The sequence below is a fragment of the Dyadobacter sp. LHD-138 genome (assembly GCF_030929615.1).
In the GTDB taxonomy this organism is placed as follows: domain Bacteria; phylum Bacteroidota; class Bacteroidia; order Cytophagales; family Spirosomataceae; genus Dyadobacter.
Genome location: NZ_JAVFVU010000004.1, coordinates 88402 through 106276, shown reverse-complemented (window position 1 = coordinate 106276; position 17875 = coordinate 88402). Strand labels below are relative to the sequence as shown.

Annotated in this window: 10 protein-coding genes; 8 read left to right on the top strand and 2 right to left on the bottom strand. The window is 43.5% G+C overall.

Features of this window, described 5'->3' with window-relative positions:
• Window positions 1–3201: a SusC/RagA family TonB-linked outer membrane protein gene (locus RB622_RS03220; protein WP_308045065.1), complete on the bottom strand. Its 3201-nt coding sequence runs from the start codon at window positions 3199–3201 to the stop codon at window positions 1–3.
• A gap of 565 nt (window positions 3202–3766) precedes the next feature.
• On the opposite strand from RB622_RS03220, the gene RB622_RS03215 reads away from it, so the two are divergent.
• From RB622_RS03215 to RB622_RS03200, 4 genes are all read left to right on the top strand, one after another.
• Window positions 3767–6904, top strand: coding sequence for a TonB-dependent receptor (locus RB622_RS03215; RefSeq protein ID WP_308045064.1), 3138 nt, complete (start codon window positions 3767–3769; stop codon window positions 6902–6904).
• A 20-nt stretch (window positions 6905–6924) separates the two neighbouring features.
• The gene (locus RB622_RS03210; protein WP_308045063.1) at window positions 6925–8526 is read left to right on the top strand and encodes a RagB/SusD family nutrient uptake outer membrane protein; all 1602 of its coding nucleotides are present in this window, start codon (window positions 6925–6927) and stop codon (window positions 8524–8526) included.
• Window positions 8527–8724: 198 nt separating this feature from the next.
• Complete coding sequence (locus RB622_RS03205; RefSeq protein ID WP_308045062.1) at window positions 8725–9969, top strand: pyridoxal phosphate-dependent aminotransferase; 1245 nt, start codon at window positions 8725–8727, stop codon at window positions 9967–9969.
• Window positions 9970–10106: 137 nt separating this feature from the next.
• Window positions 10107–10901 carry a queuosine precursor transporter gene (locus tag RB622_RS03200; protein ID WP_308045061.1) on the top strand — a complete coding sequence of 265 codons (795 nt, stop codon included), beginning with the start codon at window positions 10107–10109 and terminating at the stop codon, window positions 10899–10901.
• Between the two features lie 137 nt (window positions 10902–11038).
• Here the strand turns inward: RB622_RS03200 and RB622_RS03195 are convergent, their stop codons facing one another.
• Window positions 11039–11794 carry an RNA methyltransferase gene (locus tag RB622_RS03195; RefSeq protein WP_308045060.1) on the bottom strand — a complete coding sequence of 252 codons (756 nt, stop codon included), beginning with the start codon at window positions 11792–11794 and terminating at the stop codon, window positions 11039–11041.
• A 56-nt stretch (window positions 11795–11850) separates the two neighbouring features.
• Here RB622_RS03195 and RB622_RS03190 point away from each other — a divergent pair, with 56 nt between their 5' ends.
• The 4 genes from RB622_RS03190 (at window position 11851) to RB622_RS03175 (ending at window position 17854) form a co-directional block, all read left to right on the top strand.
• Entirely contained in the window at window positions 11851–14268 is a 2418-nt protein-coding gene (locus RB622_RS03190) for a BamA/TamA family outer membrane protein (RefSeq protein ID WP_308045059.1), read from the top strand.
• 172 nt (window positions 14269–14440) lie between these two features.
• Entirely contained in the window at window positions 14441–15895 is a 1455-nt protein-coding gene (miaB, locus tag RB622_RS03185; protein ID WP_308045058.1) for a tRNA (N6-isopentenyl adenosine(37)-C2)-methylthiotransferase MiaB, read from the top strand.
• A 72-nt stretch (window positions 15896–15967) separates the two neighbouring features.
• Window positions 15968–17263: a sigma-54 dependent transcriptional regulator gene (locus RB622_RS03180; RefSeq protein ID WP_308045057.1), complete on the top strand. Its 1296-nt coding sequence runs from the start codon at window positions 15968–15970 to the stop codon at window positions 17261–17263.
• A gap of 30 nt (window positions 17264–17293) precedes the next feature.
• Window positions 17294–17854 carry an LptE family protein gene (locus RB622_RS03175; RefSeq protein WP_308045056.1) on the top strand — a complete coding sequence of 187 codons (561 nt, stop codon included), beginning with the start codon at window positions 17294–17296 and terminating at the stop codon, window positions 17852–17854.
• Window positions 17855–17875: the final 21 nt, after the last annotated feature.

The window sequence follows — 17875 nt, the reverse complement described above, 5'->3', positions numbered from 1 at the left end:
TTAGAATGATAAGTTTAACTGAACACCATAGCTCGCAGTTGACGGCCCGGATGCAAATTCACCATACAGGTTTTTAAGGTTGGTACCGAATGTGTTAGCCTCCGGATCCACATAGTGGTTTTTCTTAGGCGTCCATAAAATAAGGTTACGACCAAATACACCTATCGAAGCAGCAGTGATCGGCATTTTAGCCAGCACACTCTTCGGTATCGTATAGTTTAATGCAACGTTTCTCAGTTTAAAGAATGTTTTTGGCAAAACGTGGTTGTACTGATACGCGTTGTTGACACCATAATAAGTAGCCAAATCATTTCTTGAAATCGCTGTGGTGTTTTCGCTCAAAGTTCCATCTGATGCCTGTACAACCGATCCCGGAATAATAAACGGCTCTCTGTCGTTATACTGGGTCTCGTATGCATTTCCGTTGAAGTAGTTCAAACGCGCCGTGTAAGAGTAGAACACACCACCTTTACGATAATCCGCGTTAGCGCTCAAACGGAAGCCTTTGTAAGTAACATACGTTCCGATACCCATGGTGTAGTCAGGATTGATCGAACCTCTGTAATGTTCTTTCGAATCAACAATTGGTAAACCTGTTGCAGCGTTTACGATCGTTGCGCCTGTCGCATCATCACGTAAAACGTCCGGAGAATAAATGGCACCCAGGGGTTTTCCTACAACGGCTCTCAATTTAACGTCATAACTGTCGTTCAAAAGAATGTTGGTACTATCGGAAAGACCAAGGGATTCCACGACGTTTTTGATTTTATTGTAGTTGAAAGTAACTCCCCACTCCACTTTTTCCGTACGAACAGGAACTAATGTCAACATGGCCTCGATACCTTTATTTCTCACCTGACCTAAGTTAACGGTCTGGTTCTGATAACCGGTTGCAGGTTCAAGATTCAGGCTGATGATCTGGTTTTTAGTAACCTTATCATAATAACTTGCTTCAAGACCGATTCTTCTGCCAAAGAAACCAAGTTCCACACCAGCTTCATATTCGTTTGAGATTTCAGGTTTGAGGTTCTTGTTTCCCGGGTTGTTCGCAACCTCGTAGGCATTAACTCCGCCAAACGGGAAATTAATGTCTCCAAAACCACCCGTACTTACACTACCAGGAACATAAACCGGTATAATCTGATATGGATCTGCGTCATTACCAGCAGAAGCAGCAGCGAAGCGTACTTTAACAAATGGTATTTCAGCAGGAAGTTTGAACACATCGGAAAGCACAGCACTGATACTTGCACTTGGGTAGAAGTAGGAGTTCTTACCTTTTGGCAGCGTACTGGTCCAGTCATTTCTTGCACCAACGGTTAAGTACAACCAGTGATCAAAACCGAAAGTAGCCGATCCGAAGACCCCAACCAAACGTCTCTTCTGATCATTTGTATAAGTACTTGGCGTAACAGAGCTATTTTTGATGTTGTAAAAACCTGGTAAATCCAGATTGGTTACACCGACCAACTGCGTTTGCCCTGTACGCTGGTTAATGTTATGCCCTAAAAAAGCCTGAACATCAAAACGGCTACCGACATTGGTGCTGTAATTTAAAAGGATGTCACTGTTAAACTGGCGGTTGTTTCTAGCAATTTGCGAAACGCTACCCACAACGTTGTTAGCGCTGCTGTTGGGCGAACCCGGCGTAATACGTCCCAAATTACCCCAATCTTTCTGGAATGCATCGGAATAATCACCACCGACTCTCCACAAAATATTCAGGTTTTTAACAATGTCGTATTTGAACTCGACGTTTCCGAAAATACGGTCTTCATCGTAATTGTTACCCTGGTTGTATAATGTCCAGTACGGGTTTTGAGCGTAAGGCGTAAAGTAGTTATCCAGGTTATAGAATTTGTTCCATGGATTGTTTGGATCATTGTATTGTTTAGAATCTACAATCGAATGGTCTCTTGGGATCTGGATAATTTCCTGCCACAATACTTTTCCACCACCTGCATCGTCACCTTGTCCGGTAGCAACGGCTTTCTGATTTTTACGAACGTAGTTGATATTTGAGTTAACCGAGAATTTCCCCAGCTTCAAACCTCCGTTCAAACCGATTGTGTGTCTTTTGTACGAGTCAGCGTTTGTTGGCACAACCCCGTCTGCATCGGCATAGGAGTAAGAAACACGGTAGTTCGCCATTTCAGTACCACCGGCAACGGCAAGGCTGCTGTTCCATTCATAACCACGGTCAAGAAAATCTTTCAAGTTATCTTTTTGCACTGAAAATGGTTTGAGCAATTGAGAGTCGTCAACAACGTTACCCCAAAGTCTTGTCTGTCCATCCATTTTAGGCCCCCAGGAACCGTTTTCGATCGGATCAAACAGTCCGCTCCATCCCTGTCCGTAGGTGTTTTGCAAATGCGGCACACGCAGAATCTGTGTTTGCGCAAAAGAACTTGTAAAATCAACGGTTGTTTTGCCGGATTTCCCTTTCTTGGTAGTGATCAGTATGGCACCATTCGCTGCACGGCTACCATACAGCGCGGATGCAGAAATACCTTTAAGTACCGTTACACTTTCAATTTCATTGGGGTTGATGTCGTTCATCTGGTTACCAAAGTCCATCGAACGGTTGAAATCGTCATTACCGTTCGAAGCGTTGGTCGAAGAAGTATTCCCCCGGTTGTTCATCGGGACACCATCAACAACGTATAAAGGTTGGTTGTTACCCGTTACCGAATTAAACCCCCGAATATTCAAAACAGTTGACGCACCCGGCGCACCTGAAGCGGTTGAAACTGAAAGCCCCGGAACACGACCGTTCAAGGCATCCAGTGCACTGGTGTTACGTCCTTCTGTAATCGAAAGATTCGATATGGTGGCTGTACTATAACCGATGGATTTTCTTTCTCTTGAAATACCAAGGGCCGTTACTACCACCTCACCCAATTGCTGCGAATCAGAAACCAGTTTTATATCGATCTTGGTTTGAGATCCTAAAACAACATTTTGAGTAACATACCCTACAAAGGAGTAAACGAGTGTAGCACCCGAAGAAACGGTAATGGCATACTTGCCGTCAATACTTGTGGTCACTCCTCTGGTGGTACCTTTTATGGCAACATTGACTCCTGGTAACGTAGAACCGTCGTCCGCAGTGACGGTACCTGTCACCTCGCGATCCTGAGCATACACTTGCATACTTAAAAGCAGCAAGCTTCCCAGAAATGATAGTAAAAAATTTCTCATAGAATGATAAATAGTTTAATTGAAAAAGAATTACTGTAATTAAAGTTACAAAACTAATAGTTGTTTTAATAATCACAATGACTTTTTTTTCTAAAATCAGAATAAAATTTGGCACAAATAACAAATCAAGTGATACAACAGCAGTAAAACACCCTAAATATAGGTAAAAATAGACCAATAAACGTAGATTATAGAAGTTTTATATTTTCATCGTTTTACTGATAAAAATTGCAACGTTTCTACATAATTGTTATACGAATCATAACATATTCCTATAATTACTTCTTTTACGTACAACCTTATCCGTGTTAATTTTAAGTTAATACCGAGAATAAAAAAAGGGTAAAAATCAGACGAATTTTACAAAAACAAGAAAATATTCCGCCATTACAATATCTATAAAGAATTCTGGATTTTAAGTGACTTTTGTAATAAATTTTCAATTTTTTGGGCAAAAAACCAAAGTTTATTTCGATAATCGAGAAAAACACATTGTAATGGTTAAAACAACTATTATGTTTGCAACATTAAATTTCTGTTAAGAACCTAACTATCTATTTTTTTAATGAAGAAAATAATACTCTCAGTCATGATGGTATTTTGGGTTGGTATTGTCTTTGCCCAGAGTAAAATCGTTACCGGAAAGGTAACTGCCGAAGAAGATGGATCAACCATTCCCGGTGCAAGTGTTTTAGTAAAAGGTACCTCCATAGGAACAACCACATCCGTGGACGGAACCTATCAAATCGAGCTCCCTCAAGGCAGCACTACGTTGGTTTTCAGCTTCGTAGGATTAATTTCAAAAGAATTGGAAGCGGGTAACCAAAGTGTTATCAATGTTCAGATGAAGTCTGATGTGAAAGCACTGGGTGAAGTTGTTGTAACGGGTTACGGTACGCAGCAACGAAGAGACGTTACCGGTTCCGTGGGTACAATCAAAGGTGATGGTCTTAAAAACATCGCCGTGCCTAGTTTCGACCGCTATTTGCAAGGACAGGTGGCCGGTGTACAAGCATCTGTACCCAGTGGTATTCTCGGACAAGCAGCCAAAGTCAGAATTCGTGGGGTGAACTCGATCTCCAATAACTCCGACCCTCTATACGTAGTCGATGGACTACCCTATATCACCGGAGATCAGGGGCAAAATACATCAAACAACCCACTGGGAGATATCAATCCAAATGATATTGAAAGTGTTGAAGTATTGAAAGATGGTTCGGCCACGGCAATCTATGGTTCAAGAGCAGCAAACGGTGTGGTTTTAATCACGACAAAAAGAGGAAAACTGGGCAGCGCCCGCATCACCTATGACGGCTGGCTGGCCGTTTCAAAGCCATCAAAAAGATTTGATCTTTTAAATGCGGACGAATTCATTGCCATTACCAATGAAAAACTGGCTAATGCCGCATTACCTAACGCAGCATTCCCAACGTTGAATCCGGAAACCCAGCAGCCATACAATACCGACTGGCAGGATGTCATTTTGAGAAGCGGATTCCAGCAGAACCATGCAGTATCTTTTAGCGGAGCGACACCTCAGACGAACTATTATTTCTCTTTGGGTTACGCAGATTTGCAAGGAAACATCGTTGGAAACGACCAGACGAAATATAATTTCCGTGCAAAGCTTGACCAAAAAGCATTTAACGACAAGGTAACGTTCGGGATGAACACCTTTGTTACCCATACGACAAACACGGGCTTAAATACCTCAACCAACGGTTTGTCAGGAAACGTAGCCGGTGCAATTTATGCATTCCCAAACGTTCCGGCGCAATGGCCTGATGGAAGTTATAACCTTAGTGCGGACAAAACAAGTTTAGGTCAGGGAGCCAATACGCGCCCGCTTTATGGAAACTACACCAACCAGGCTTATGTACTCGAAAAAAACATTTTCAAAAACCAGCAGCTTAACCTGACCGGTAATGCGTTTGTAGATGTTGAGATCGTAAAAGGATTGAATGCAAAGTCGTACATCGGTATCAATTACCTGAACGGTGAAGACTATTTGTATTATGACCCGGGTCATGGTGACGGCAAAAACGTTAATGGCAGAATTTATCAGTACAATCTTCCTTCGTTCCGTTACAACTGGCAAAATACGATCAGTTACAATAATTCTTTCGGCGCACATAAAATCGGTTTCGTAGGAGGTCACGAAATCCAGAAAACGAGATCACGGTATTTCTTTGCACATGGTACAAACCTGTCAAACTCATATTTTGGCAGCAATGAAAACATCATCAGTAATACGTTAACCAACCAGTTTATCGGAGGTTTCGCTTCTGAAAGAGCTTTCCAGTCTTTCTTTGCAAGAGCAAACTACGCATTACTTGATCGTTACCTGATCAGCGCAACGGTTCGTCACGATTTAATTTCTTCTTTACCTCATAACAATCAGAGTGCAACACTTCCGGGTGTTTCTTTGGGATGGAGAATCTCGGAAGAAAATTTCTTTAAAAACAGCCCGGCGTTAGGTTTCGTAAGTGAACTGAAGCTTCGCGGCGGATGGGCAAAAGTTGGTAACGTTGAAATTGGCAACTATCCATACGCAGGGACTTTCGGCGCCGCACAATATGGCGATTTGAGCGGCATCCGTTTCAATCAGGCAGGAAACAATCTTCTTGGTTTCGAAACAAGCAAAAAATTAAACCTTGGATTAGACCTCTCACTTTGGGCTAACAAGCTTAGCTTCTCGGCTGAATACTTCCGCAATGATATTGACAACCTGATTCTGCAATCGCCTACACCTCCTTCATTGGGTGTGCCAGGCAACACCATTGCGCAGAACATCGGTAAAATGTATAACAAAGGATGGGAATTCAGCATCAACAGTACAAATATCCAGACAGCGCATTTCTCATGGAGAACAAATGCCAACATTTCTTTTGTGCAAAACAAAGTACAGAGACTCGTGGCAAACACACCGATCAACAGTACTTATAACACGACAAGAGAAGGCGAATCGATTGGTTCATTCTTTGGATATGAATATTATGGTGTGAATGCTGCAAACGGTAACCCGATCTACGAAAAAGCGGACGGATCTTACGTTCAGCAAGTAACAGCAGCAAATCGCTGGGCAAAATTTGATCCTGCAAATCCATCAAACGATACAGAAGCTGGTGCCGCTTTGACCTTTGCAGATAAGAGAGTCCTTGGAAAATCAAACCCTACCTGGTATGGAGGCCTTAACAACCAGGTGTCTTTCAAAAACTTTGATTTCACACTTTTCCTTACTTTCTCAGGCGGTAATAAAATTTACAACGTAACAAGACAAGAGCAGTTAAACAACCAGTTGTTTGCCAACGGGGGACGTGAATTGCTTGACCGCTGGACAACGCCGGGACAGGTTACAGAAGTGCCAAGACTTTATTTCAACTCGGATGCACGTGTTAACCAGACAGGAAATGCAACATCACGATTCCTTGAAGATGGCAGTTTCATCCGGGCACAAAATATCAGTATTGGCTATACGCTTCCTGCTTTCCTGAAAGACAAAATCAAAGCAACGAATCTGAGAATTTATGCACAGGTTCAGAATGCGTTTATTATAACCAAATACAAAGGATTGGATCCTGAGCTGGGTTTCATTTCAACCTCAACAACTGCAAGCGCGGACAATAACAACCAAACGGGTCTTGATAACCGTACCAACCCGGTTCCACGCGTTTTCACTGTCGGCCTTAATCTTGGTTTCTAAAAACATTTTTCAATACAGCAATGAGAAACAACAATAAATTACAATATAAAATAACCCGGAGATCTGCCATAGCCATGTTGGGCATGATGGCAATTCTTCCCGCATGCAGTGACTTCACCAAACTTGAACCACTGTCTGCATTATCAGAAACGGCTGCTTTTACAACACCTGCAACAATTGAACTTGCTGCAAACGGGGTTTACTGGGCTGCCGCGGTAGGACAATATGACGGAGCTGCGGGTCGTGGATATCCTTTTGGTGCTGCAGCAATTGTTCAAGGAGAAATGCGCGGAGAAGATATGCTGAACATTCAGGCGTTTTACGATTTCACATACCGTTCGCTTTACAGCACTACAACGGCCAATAATAAGAATCACTGGGAGCAGCTTTACGCTTTGATCAATCAGGCGAATATCCTGATCGATGGTGTGAAAACTGCCGGTGCAAACAATATTATCAGTGCGGAGCTTGCGGCACAATACGAAGGGGAAGGCAGATTTTTGCGTGCACTTGCGCACCATGAATTGCTGATCCATTTCTCCCGTCCTTTCGCCGATGGAAACGGTTCTCAGCCAGGTGTTCCTTACAGAGAAAAACCAATTATTTCGACCGCAGCAGTACAGGAAGGACTGGCCCAGGAAAGAGGAACTGTGGCAGAAGCTTACACAAAAGTTCTCGCAGACCTCGATTTCGCAGAACAAAGCCTTCCTGCCACACGTACGACCAATGCGATTTCCCGTGCGACAAAAGGAGCGGCCATTGCTTTGAAAACGAGAATCAAGCTGCACCAGCAAGACTGGAAAGGCGTCATTGCGGAAGGTGCTAAATTAGGGACAGACGGAACAGGTACAACCTTTTCAAGCCCGATCGGCGCTTATACACTTGAAACTGCACCGGAAACTCCATTTGTTAACTACAAGGCAAATAAAGAATCTGTCTTCTCAATTGCTAACAGCGCACAGTCAAATGGCGGTGTAAACGGGGCTCTGGCAAGTGTTTTCGGTCCAACTTCGCTTGCGGGACGAGATCTTGTGGCAACAAGTCCTAACCTATACAATGCGACTTTCTGGGTGGATGGTGATCTTAGAAGAACCAGACTTCAGGTAAAACAGGCAACGGGCAGTTATCCCTATGGTTTCAACTACAAATTCCGTGAATATGGAGTTTTTGGTGACTGGGCACCTGTTTTGCGTTATGCTGAGGTGTTATTAAACGTTGCTGAAGCATCTTCAAGAGAAGGAAATGCAACAAAAGCGTTAGCTCTTTTAAATGCTGTCCGTAACAGGTCGGTACCAACGGCCGCGCAATTCACAACTACACCAGCAGACCTGACACTGGCAATTCTTCAGGAGCGCCGTATTGAACTGGCAGGCGAAGGACGCAGATGGCCTGACATTCACCGTCTGTCTCAGGATCCAACTTATAAAGTTTCTGTCGGCATACCTGCAAAGGTTGAAGTGACTCAGGTTAAAACAACGAGTTATGATATTGTAGCGCGTCCGGTAATTGCCGGTTCAGTTGCCGCAATCCCATACGCCGATTTCCGGTTCTTATGGCCAATTCCTCTCTCTGAAATTTCATCGAATGAAACATTGAGAAAACAACAAAATCCGGGATATTAACCTGACTAATAGTTTTTTTTAACGAAGGGAGTCTGCATCTGTCAGACTCCCTTCGTTGTTTAAATACCAGAAAAATTCAGACGTTTTATAAGTACAGTCAACAGCGGAGATAATAATCATCAATCAAAACAAAAGAAGAATTGATTATAAAAGATGATTTTTCTTAACTTTGGATTACAATATGACCTTATTAAACGCATGGAATTCTTAAAAAGTCAGCGCCTCAACAATCTCAAATATGAAATTCGTGGGGCTACTTATGAAAAAGCACTAGAGCTGGAAAGCCAGGGCTTCAAAATTCATAATCTGAATATTGGGAATCCCGCCCCATTCGGTTTCGATTCCCCCGACGAAATTGTGCACGATATCATCATGAATATCCGGAATGCGCAAGGTTATTCTGATTCAAGAGGATTGTTTTCAGCGCGCAAAGCGGTGATGCATTACACACAAACGATCGGGATTCAGGATGTTGAAATCAGTGATATTTTTATTGGAAACGGCGTTAGTGAACTGATCCTGCTTTCGATGCAGGCGTTACTGAATCCGGGTGATGAAATCCTCGTTCCTTCTCCTGACTATCCGCTATGGACGGCCGCAATCGCTTTGAGTGGTGGCAAACCGGTACATTACATTTGTGACGAAGAGTCGGACTGGAACCCTGACCTGGAAGATATGGAAAGTAAGATCACTTCCCGTACCAAAGGCATCGTGCTGATCAACCCGAATAACCCAACCGGTGCGGTGTATGAAAAGGATGTGTTGAAACGTATTGCAAAAATGGCAGAAGAACATGGTCTCATTATTTTTGCGGATGAGATTTATGACAAAATATTATACGATGGAGCCGTGCACCATCCCATGGGAACGCTCGTGTCAGAAACCCTTTGTGTTTCTTATGGCGGACTTTCTAAAAATTACCGTTCGGCAGGCTTCCGGGGCGGCTGGATGATATTAAGCGGTGCCAAGCAAAGGGCCAAGTCTTATGTGGAAGGACTCCTGCTGCTGGCCAGTATGCGGCTTTGTGCGAACGTACCGACCCAATATGCGATTCAAACTGCCCTGGGCGGTTATCAGAGTATAAAAGAACTCGTTGTGCCGACCGGAAGATTACACAAACAGATGAATCTGGTTTATGACAGACTAACTTCCATCCCCGGTATTACCTGCGTGAAACCAAAGGGTTCTTTGTATGTTTTCCCGAAAATTGATCTTAAAAAATTTGGTCTGCCCGGTGATGAAAAGTTCGTTTACGATTTATTGAGCGAACAAAAAGTACTTGTCGTGGCCGGAACTGGTTTCAACTACATTACCGACGACCATTTCAGGATCGTTTTCCTGCCCACCATTGACGAACTGAATCAGGCGATGGATAAACTGGAATATTTCCTTGAAACCAGACGCGTCTTATCCACGCGTACCGTCGAGGACATTATTGCCTGATTTGCAGCTTTTAGTAGTTAGGATTTAGCTATTAGCTTTTTTACGGCTAGTAGCTATTTTTTTACCCGCCATTTTGCAACTTTAAATCCCCTATTAACCAGCCTATAACAAGGCAAAAGCTAATAGCTCCTAAACCTATGATCCAACCATCAGTATCAGAGCAGAAAAGACAACGCCTTTTTCTTTTGCTTTGCGGCATCTTCCTGACCAATGCACTCATCGCTGAAATTATCGGGATGAAAATATTTTCCGTTGAAACACTGCTGGGTTTCCCCCCGGCCCAATTGCTGATTGGCGGCGAAAGGCTCGATTTTAATATGACGGCCGGCGTTGTCAACTGGCCTGTTGTTTTTATTACCTCCGATATTATTAACGAATATTTTGGAACAAAAGGCGTAAAACGCATTTCTTACCTGACTGCCGGATTTATCGTTTATACCTTTATAACCATTTATTTCTCCACCCAGCTTCCGCCTGCACAATTCTGGCTGGATATTAACGGCCGGGATGCCAACGGAAATCCGTTTAACATCAATGAAGCTTTTTTCAGGATTTTTAATCAGGGTCTGGGCATCATGATCGGTTCTATTGTGGCATTTCTTTTGGGACAAATCCTGGATGTTTCGATTTTTGCCTGGCTGCGCCGCAGGACAGGTAGCAAATACATTTGGCTCCGGGCGACGGGCTCAACCATGTTTTCCCAACTTGTAGATAGCTTCGTTGTATTGACTATTGCCTTTTACGTTTTCGGAAACTGGGACCTGAAACAAATATTCTCGGTGGGCTGTATCAATTATTTATACAAAGGCTGTATCGCCATCCTGCTGACGCCCGTACTTTACATCGCCCATTATTTTATTGACCAGTATCTCGGCAAGGATTATGCGGAGCAATTATCGCATCATGCGGCACACGATGGGGAGGTTTTGTAATTTGTCTTTGATCGACAGCGTATTCAAGGGTATTGTTTTTATTACCGGTCCGACGGCGGAAAGCCGTCGGACCGGGCGTCCCGTCTGATGGCTTTTTCCGCCATCAGACGGGTGAAAAAATTTCTTTGTATCAGCCCTCACTCAATAACCCGCCGCATATTATCCAGCATCACCGCCGTAGCAATGCCCACATTCAGCGACTCCGCCTCTCCAATTCTTGGAATTGTAATGCGATGTGTCACGAAGGCTTCCACGGCGGCGCCAATTCCATTCGACTCATTGCCCATGACCACATAACCTCCTTCGGCCGAAAACGGATGATCATAAATTGATCCGCCATCCAGAAAGGCGCCCAGGATATTTCTCCCACCCGCGTGCGCTTCCAAAAAGCCGGCAAGATCAGTATAATAAAGATCTATCCTGGTAAATGAACCCTTACTGGCTGCAATAACCTTCGGATTGTAAACATCTGTGGTATCTGCAGAACAAATTATTTTTTTTATTCCATACCAGTCAGCCACACGAATGATCGTACCGAGATTGCCCGGATCACGGATATCATCCAAAATCAATGCGTATTCCTGCCTGTCTGCGCTTAAAAAAACGTTATCTTTCGTCTTTGCCACAGCAAGACAGGAATCATTGGTTTGAAATAATCCAAGACCTTCCAGCTCTTTTGCCGTCACAGTTTCGACAAGAGTTTTATGGTCAGATAAAATACTTGCGTATTTTTGCTGAAAATCCGGGGTAGATAATACGAATTCGATTTCAAAAGCCGAATCCAGTAATTCAAGTACACTCTTCGCTCCTTCAACAATAAAGGCCTCATGAAGTTGTCGGTACTTCTTGATTTTCAGAGAATTAATATATTTTATACGATTTTTAGATAACATTGAATATTAGGTGTCGGGTTACATATTTCGGATATTTCTTCCTTTTCTTTCTGGGAGTGACAAGTTGCGCCCGTAAAACAAGTACCGAATCGGGTAATTATTTCCTTGGCAATTCTACTTTTAAAGGCAACAAGGTGATCAGTGATGATGACCTGGATGCATTGATTCCGCAAAGACCCAACAGTCGTTTTCTCAGCTTGCCCATTTTCCCGAAAGTTGGCATGTATCAGTTTGGCCAGCTGTTCTACAAAAGGGACGAAAAGCAACGGAAGGTTATTGAGGTCACGCAAAATTATCAGAAAGAATCGCGTTTACATGAAAATAATGTCAGACAATTAGAAAAGATTCAAAGAAGATACGCCAAAAAGCTTGCCAGAGCCCAAAAACGCGTGGATGAAGGAAATTTCTGGATGCGGGTTTTAGGCGAAGCGCCCGTTTATTACAATCAGAACGATATTGAAAAAAATACCGAAAAGATGCAAAAATATCTTTACAACAACGGTTTTTTTCAAAACACAGTCGGTTTTAAAACCGATACCACTTTCAAACGTATCCGTGTAAAATACCTGATCGCAGAAAATCGCCCTGCTTTACTCAACAATATCATTTATCAGGTAAGAAGCCCGCTGATAGATAGTCTTTTAAAAACGTCGACAAAAGATGCCGCGCTGGTCAGCAAGAAACGGTATGATGGTGATTCATTTGAAGAAGAACGGGTACGCATCGAAACCTTGCTGCGTGACCAGGGATATTTCGGTTTCTCACGTCAGAATGTTTCCTTTCTTATCAACGACACGATCACAAAACCCAAAACAGACAGCCTGTTTAAAAGTGTTGATGTCAATGTGCGCGTTAATTTGCCTACCAGAGAAATAAATCCGGTTCCATACCATGTTGAATCTGTACGTTTCGAAGTCTTACCACCCGCAGGTTTACCGGATTCACTTTTCAAAAAAGACACCGTGTATTCTCAGGGGATTCAATATATATTCGCTGATAAGAAATTTGCTCCGCGGATCCTTGACACCAAAATAAGAATACGGCCAGGCGAACTTTACAGCCAGAAAAATGAGCGGGATACCCAGCGCCAGCTTTCTTTAACGGACCAGTTCAGGTTTGTGAATTACAATTTTGATTCCACCGGCCATAAGATCAAGGTTCACTACCAGGCAATTCCACTTGAAAAATATCAGGTATCAGCCGATGTCGGCTTAAACGTAATTCAGCTTCAGGGAGCGCCTGGGCCTTTTGCTAATTTATCCTACAAGATCAGAAACGTTTTTAACGGACTTGAAAATTTTGAGGCGAACCTTCGGGCCGGTATTGAACTTGTTCCTGGATTTGTCGAAAATGACGGTATTTATAAAAGCCAGGAAATTGGATTGAATACCTCCCTGACTTTTCCTCGCCTGCTGATTCCTTTCCGTCGCTTCCAAAACACATCAGCTTTATACAATCCACGTACACAAATCGGTCTAGGCTATAATTATGTAGAACGACCGGAATACACACGTACGAACGTTAAGGCAGCCATGAGCTATTCCTGGCAACCCACCGTTAAAACGTTATGGACGCTATCCTTTATTGATCTGAATATTCTGAACACCACAAAAATAAAACCTGAATTTCAAAAATTACTTGAAGAACTTTCTCGTCAGGGAAATAACCTGAAATACAGTTTTAACAGATCTTTCGTGTCCGACGTCAACCTCACGTTCGTTCACAATACAAACTCGATCATCGGTCCTCAAAAAAGCGCTCATTACTTCCGTGCGTCGCTGGAATCCGGAGGAACCACACTAAATATTTTGCCCGCACAGGAAAGGTGGATTACTGATATATTCGGAAAAAGTGGAGATACTTTACAATTCTACAAATATTTGCGGGGCAATATTGATTTCCGTCGCTATTGGCCAACTGGGCGCCGCTCTTCGTTTATTGCTCGTGTCAACACCGGCGCAATTTATAGTTATGGAAAAAATAAAGTACCCCCGTATGAAAAATACTTTTTTGCCGGTGGTTCAAATAGTTTAAGAGCATGGCTTCCCCGCCGTCTGGGACCGGGTTCCGCCGCGCCGCGTGTTACTGATGCCAACTTATCCATTGAAGCTCCGGGAGAATTACTGATTGAAGGCAACCTGGAATGGCGCGGGCATCTGGCTAAATTCTTCGGCGATATTAATTATGCCCTTTTTATTGACGTCGGAAATGTATGGACCCTGAGCAAAGTGCCGAAGGGACAGGAAGCTCAAAAATTCAAACCGGACTCTTTTCTACAAGAAATCGCCGTTGGAACCGGTTTTGGTATCCGTTATGACTTATCGTTTTTCATTTTGCGGTTCGATTTCGGGACAAAAGTGTACGATCCCTACACCCGAAAATTTGTTCTTGACAAACTTGAATTCAGTAAACTTTTCAACCGCAGACAGGAAAACTTCCTGAACATTAATCTCGGCGTTGGTTACCCATTCTAACTTTTTGAGCCTGATTTAACTTATCTTAACAGCCAACTTATCTGCCAGTTTGTCAGTTTTTACCGTTTTATTCGTACCTTTGTAGTTCGTACCTGGAACAATACGTGCTTAGAAAGCATTATCATATTCACACGGGAACAAAGAAATACAAACCGTTCAATATCACGGACAAATGGAGAACAGAATTGCGGAGACCCTAAAAATATTAACCGATACGGATAAAGAGGCGTGTGAGATCGTGCGGTTTTCGGAAAATGAGCCAATATCCAATAAAAAACGCTTATTCATTGAAAGTTACGGATGCCAGATGAACTTCGCAGACAGCGAAATTGTGGCTTCTGTGATGCGTGAAGCTGGTTTTGCGACCACGTCTGATGCAGAAAATGCAGATCTGGTGTTCCTCAATACCTGCGCGATACGCGACAATGCGGAACAGCGCGTAAGAACACGGCTCAAACAGCTTAATGTTTATAAAAAGAAAAGACCGGGCATGCTGATCGGCGTGCTGGGCTGTATGGCAGAACGACTGAAAGCCAAACTGCTTGAAGAAGAGAAAATGGTTGATATCGTGACAGGCCCGGATGCCTACCGCGATCTTCCGCGCTTGGTTGAAGAAGCCGAAACGGGTCAGAAAGGCGTAAATGTTTTTCTTTCAAGAGAGGAAACTTATGCCGATATATCACCGGTGCGCTTAAATTCCAACGGAATCACTGCCCTGATCTCCATCATGCGTGGCTGCGATAATATGTGCAGCTTTTGCGTGGTACCTTATACAAGAGGACGCGAGCGCAGCCGTGACCCGGAATCGATTTTGAAAGAAGCGCAGGATCTTTTTGCCGACGGCTATAAAGAAGTGACATTGCTCGGACAAAACGTGGATAGCTATAAATACGCGAATCCGAACGATCCTGCTGATATTGTTTCTTTCGCCAAACTGCTGGAAAGAGTCGCCCAGATCAGTCCGGAACTACGTGTTCGTTTCAGCACATCGCACCCGAAAGACATTACTGACGAAGTACTTTACACGATTAAAAAGTACGATAACATTTGCAAATACATTCACTTACCTGCGCAAAGTGGTAACAGTCGTGTGCTGGAAATCATGAACCGTACTTATACCCGTGAATGGTATCTGGAAAGAATTGACGCCATCAGAAGAATTCTCGGCGATGCATGCGGCATTTCACACGATATGATTGCCGGCTTTTGTACAGAAACAGAAGAAGAACATCAGGATTCATTGTCGCTTCTGGAATATGTCCGTTTTGATTTTGGCTACATGTTCTCCTATTCCGAGCGTCCGGGAACACCGGCTGCGAAGAAGTTCAAGGATGACATTCCTGCCGATGTAAAACAGCGACGCCTGGCAGAGATCATTGAAGTACAGCAGCGAATTTCAAGCGAACGCAATAAGACGCTTATCGGAACCATCCAAAAGGTTTTGGTTGAAGGCACTTCCAAACGTTCAGAAGCAGATTTCTCGGGAAGAAGCGACCAGAATAAAGTGGTTATTTTCCCAAGAGAAAACTTCAAAAAAGGGGATTATGTTGACGTTCTGATCACAGAAACGACTTCCGCAACGTTGCGCGGAAAAGCTGTGATTGAAGAAGAAGTGACACAATACTGACCAGTGTAAGATAGTCCGGTGCATTAACAAACAAAGGCTTGTCGCTAAAAGCAGACAACCAATCGCTATTTAATGAATCCAACAGAGATACAAGCAATAAAAAACCGGTTCGGGATCATTGGAACATCTCCGGCGCTCAACCATGCAATCAATGTGGCGGTGCAGGTGGCGGCTACCGATCTGACGGTTTTAATAACAGGAGAAAGCGGAAGTGGAAAAGAATCTTTTTCCAAAATCATTCATAGCATCAGTTCCAGAAAACACGGCCCTTTCATAGCCATCAACTGTGGTGCTATTCCGGAGGGAACGATTGATTCCGAATTATTTGGCCATGAAAAAGGTGCTTTTACGGGTGCTTTGGATTCAAGAAAAGGATATTTTGAAACAACGAACGGAGGTACTATATTTCTTGATGAAGTAGGTGAAATGCCTTTGGGAACACAGGCGCGGTTACTTCGTGTGCTTGAAAACGGAGAATATATCCGTGTGGGCTCCTCCAAGGTTTTAAAAACAAATGTACGTATTGTTGCCGCAACCAATGTTAATCTTTTGGATGCCGTAAACAATGCCCGGTTCAGAGAGGATTTATACTATCGTCTGAATACCGTTCCGATTTACGTACCGCCTTTGCGCGAGCGCGGAGAGGATGTTTTGCTGCTTTTCAGGAAATTTACCAATGATTTTTCCGAAAGATACCGTACAAAAGCCGTAAGACTGGATGCTGATGCACGTGAATTGCTGATGCGTTATGACTTCCCCGGCAACATCCGCCAGCTGAAAAATATCGCCGAGCAGATCACGATTCTTGAAACGGACAAAGAACTGCCGATAAATTCAGCCACGTTAAATCATTACCTTAACCCCATCCAGCCGACGAGCCGCAAGGCGCTGGTTCCGTTGAGACAGGGAGACGACTCAGCGACTTCTTTTTCGGAGAGGGAGCTCCTTTACAAGGTATTGTTTGACATGCGCCGGGACATGACCGAGCTTAAAAAGCTTGTCCGGAATGTACTGGAAAATGAGAAATATGGCGGTGATATTTTAAAAGACCACCAGGATCTGTTCAGTTCACTGAATAATGTGGATCCGATTACAGCAACGCCAACCACCGAGCCAACGCGGCTGCTTACCCCACCGCCACAGCGCACAGTAGACCTGGATCGCTATTCTGACGAAAGAGGGGAAATTGAAGATGTACAGCACGTAACAGCCGAAGAAGAATCTCTTTCTCTGGAAGACAAGGAAAAAGAAATGATCATCAAGGCGCTTCGAAAAAATAATAATAAACGAAAATATGCCGCCAGCGCACTGGGAATTTCCGAGCGTACGTTATACCGGAAGATCAAGCAGTATGATATTGAGGAGTAGAGGCGTGTTATGAAAATCGAAATAGCTAAAATGAATTTTCAGATAAAAAATATTTTGCGAAGATCAGAGTCCTTATCCGTTTCCAGGCGTTGGATCGTGATGTTATGCGTCATGCTTAATGCTTCCTTCCTGCTTTCCAGCTGTGGTATTTATTCTTTCACAGGAACGAGTTTATCACCTGACATAAAGACATTTACCATTGTCAATTTTAACATGGGAACGGCGGGCGGGCCGTCTGATCTGCCGCAAAAGCTGACGGAACAACTGAAAGAATATTTTCAGAAAAATACCAGCTTAACCTTGCAGCAAAACGGCGGGGATTTACTCCTGGAAGGGACGATCACCGGATATGATGTATTGGCGGCGGCGCCAACGGCCAATGACCAGGCAGGACTTAACCGACTGAATGTCACCATTCAGGTTCGGTTTACGAATGCAAAAGATGAAACCAAAAACTTTGACCAGTCATTTACCTATTTTGCGGATTTCCCCCAGGATCAAACGCTTAATCAAAATGAATCAAGATTGTTGCCAACCATACAGGAGAATTTAGTGCAACAGATCTTTAATAAATCTGCGGCAGACTGGTAAGAACGGTTCATTTGTTTTCAA

Bases quoted from the DNA above. Each gene is read 5' to 3' on its own strand.
- RB622_RS03210 (WP_308045063.1), top strand. From the start codon at position 6,925: ATGAGAAACAACAATAAATTACAATATAAAATAACCCGGAGATCTGCC.
- RB622_RS03180 (WP_308045057.1), top strand. From the start codon at position 15,968: ATGAATCCAACAGAGATACAAGCAATAAAAAACCGGTTCGGGATCATT.
- RB622_RS03220 (WP_308045065.1), bottom strand. From the start codon at position 3,201: ATGAGAAATTTTTTACTATCATTTCTGGGAAGCTTGCTGCTTTTAAGT.
- RB622_RS03205 (WP_308045062.1), top strand. From the start codon at position 8,725: ATGGAATTCTTAAAAAGTCAGCGCCTCAACAATCTCAAATATGAAATT.
- RB622_RS03200 (WP_308045061.1), top strand. From the start codon at position 10,107: ATGATCCAACCATCAGTATCAGAGCAGAAAAGACAACGCCTTTTTCTT.
- RB622_RS03195 (WP_308045060.1), bottom strand. From the start codon at position 11,794: ATGTTATCTAAAAATCGTATAAAATATATTAATTCTCTGAAAATCAAG.
- RB622_RS03175 (WP_308045056.1), top strand. From the start codon at position 17,294: ATGAATTTTCAGATAAAAAATATTTTGCGAAGATCAGAGTCCTTATCC.
- RB622_RS03215 (WP_308045064.1), top strand. From the start codon at position 3,767: ATGAAGAAAATAATACTCTCAGTCATGATGGTATTTTGGGTTGGTATT.
- miaB (WP_308045058.1), top strand. From the start codon at position 14,441: ATGGAGAACAGAATTGCGGAGACCCTAAAAATATTAACCGATACGGAT.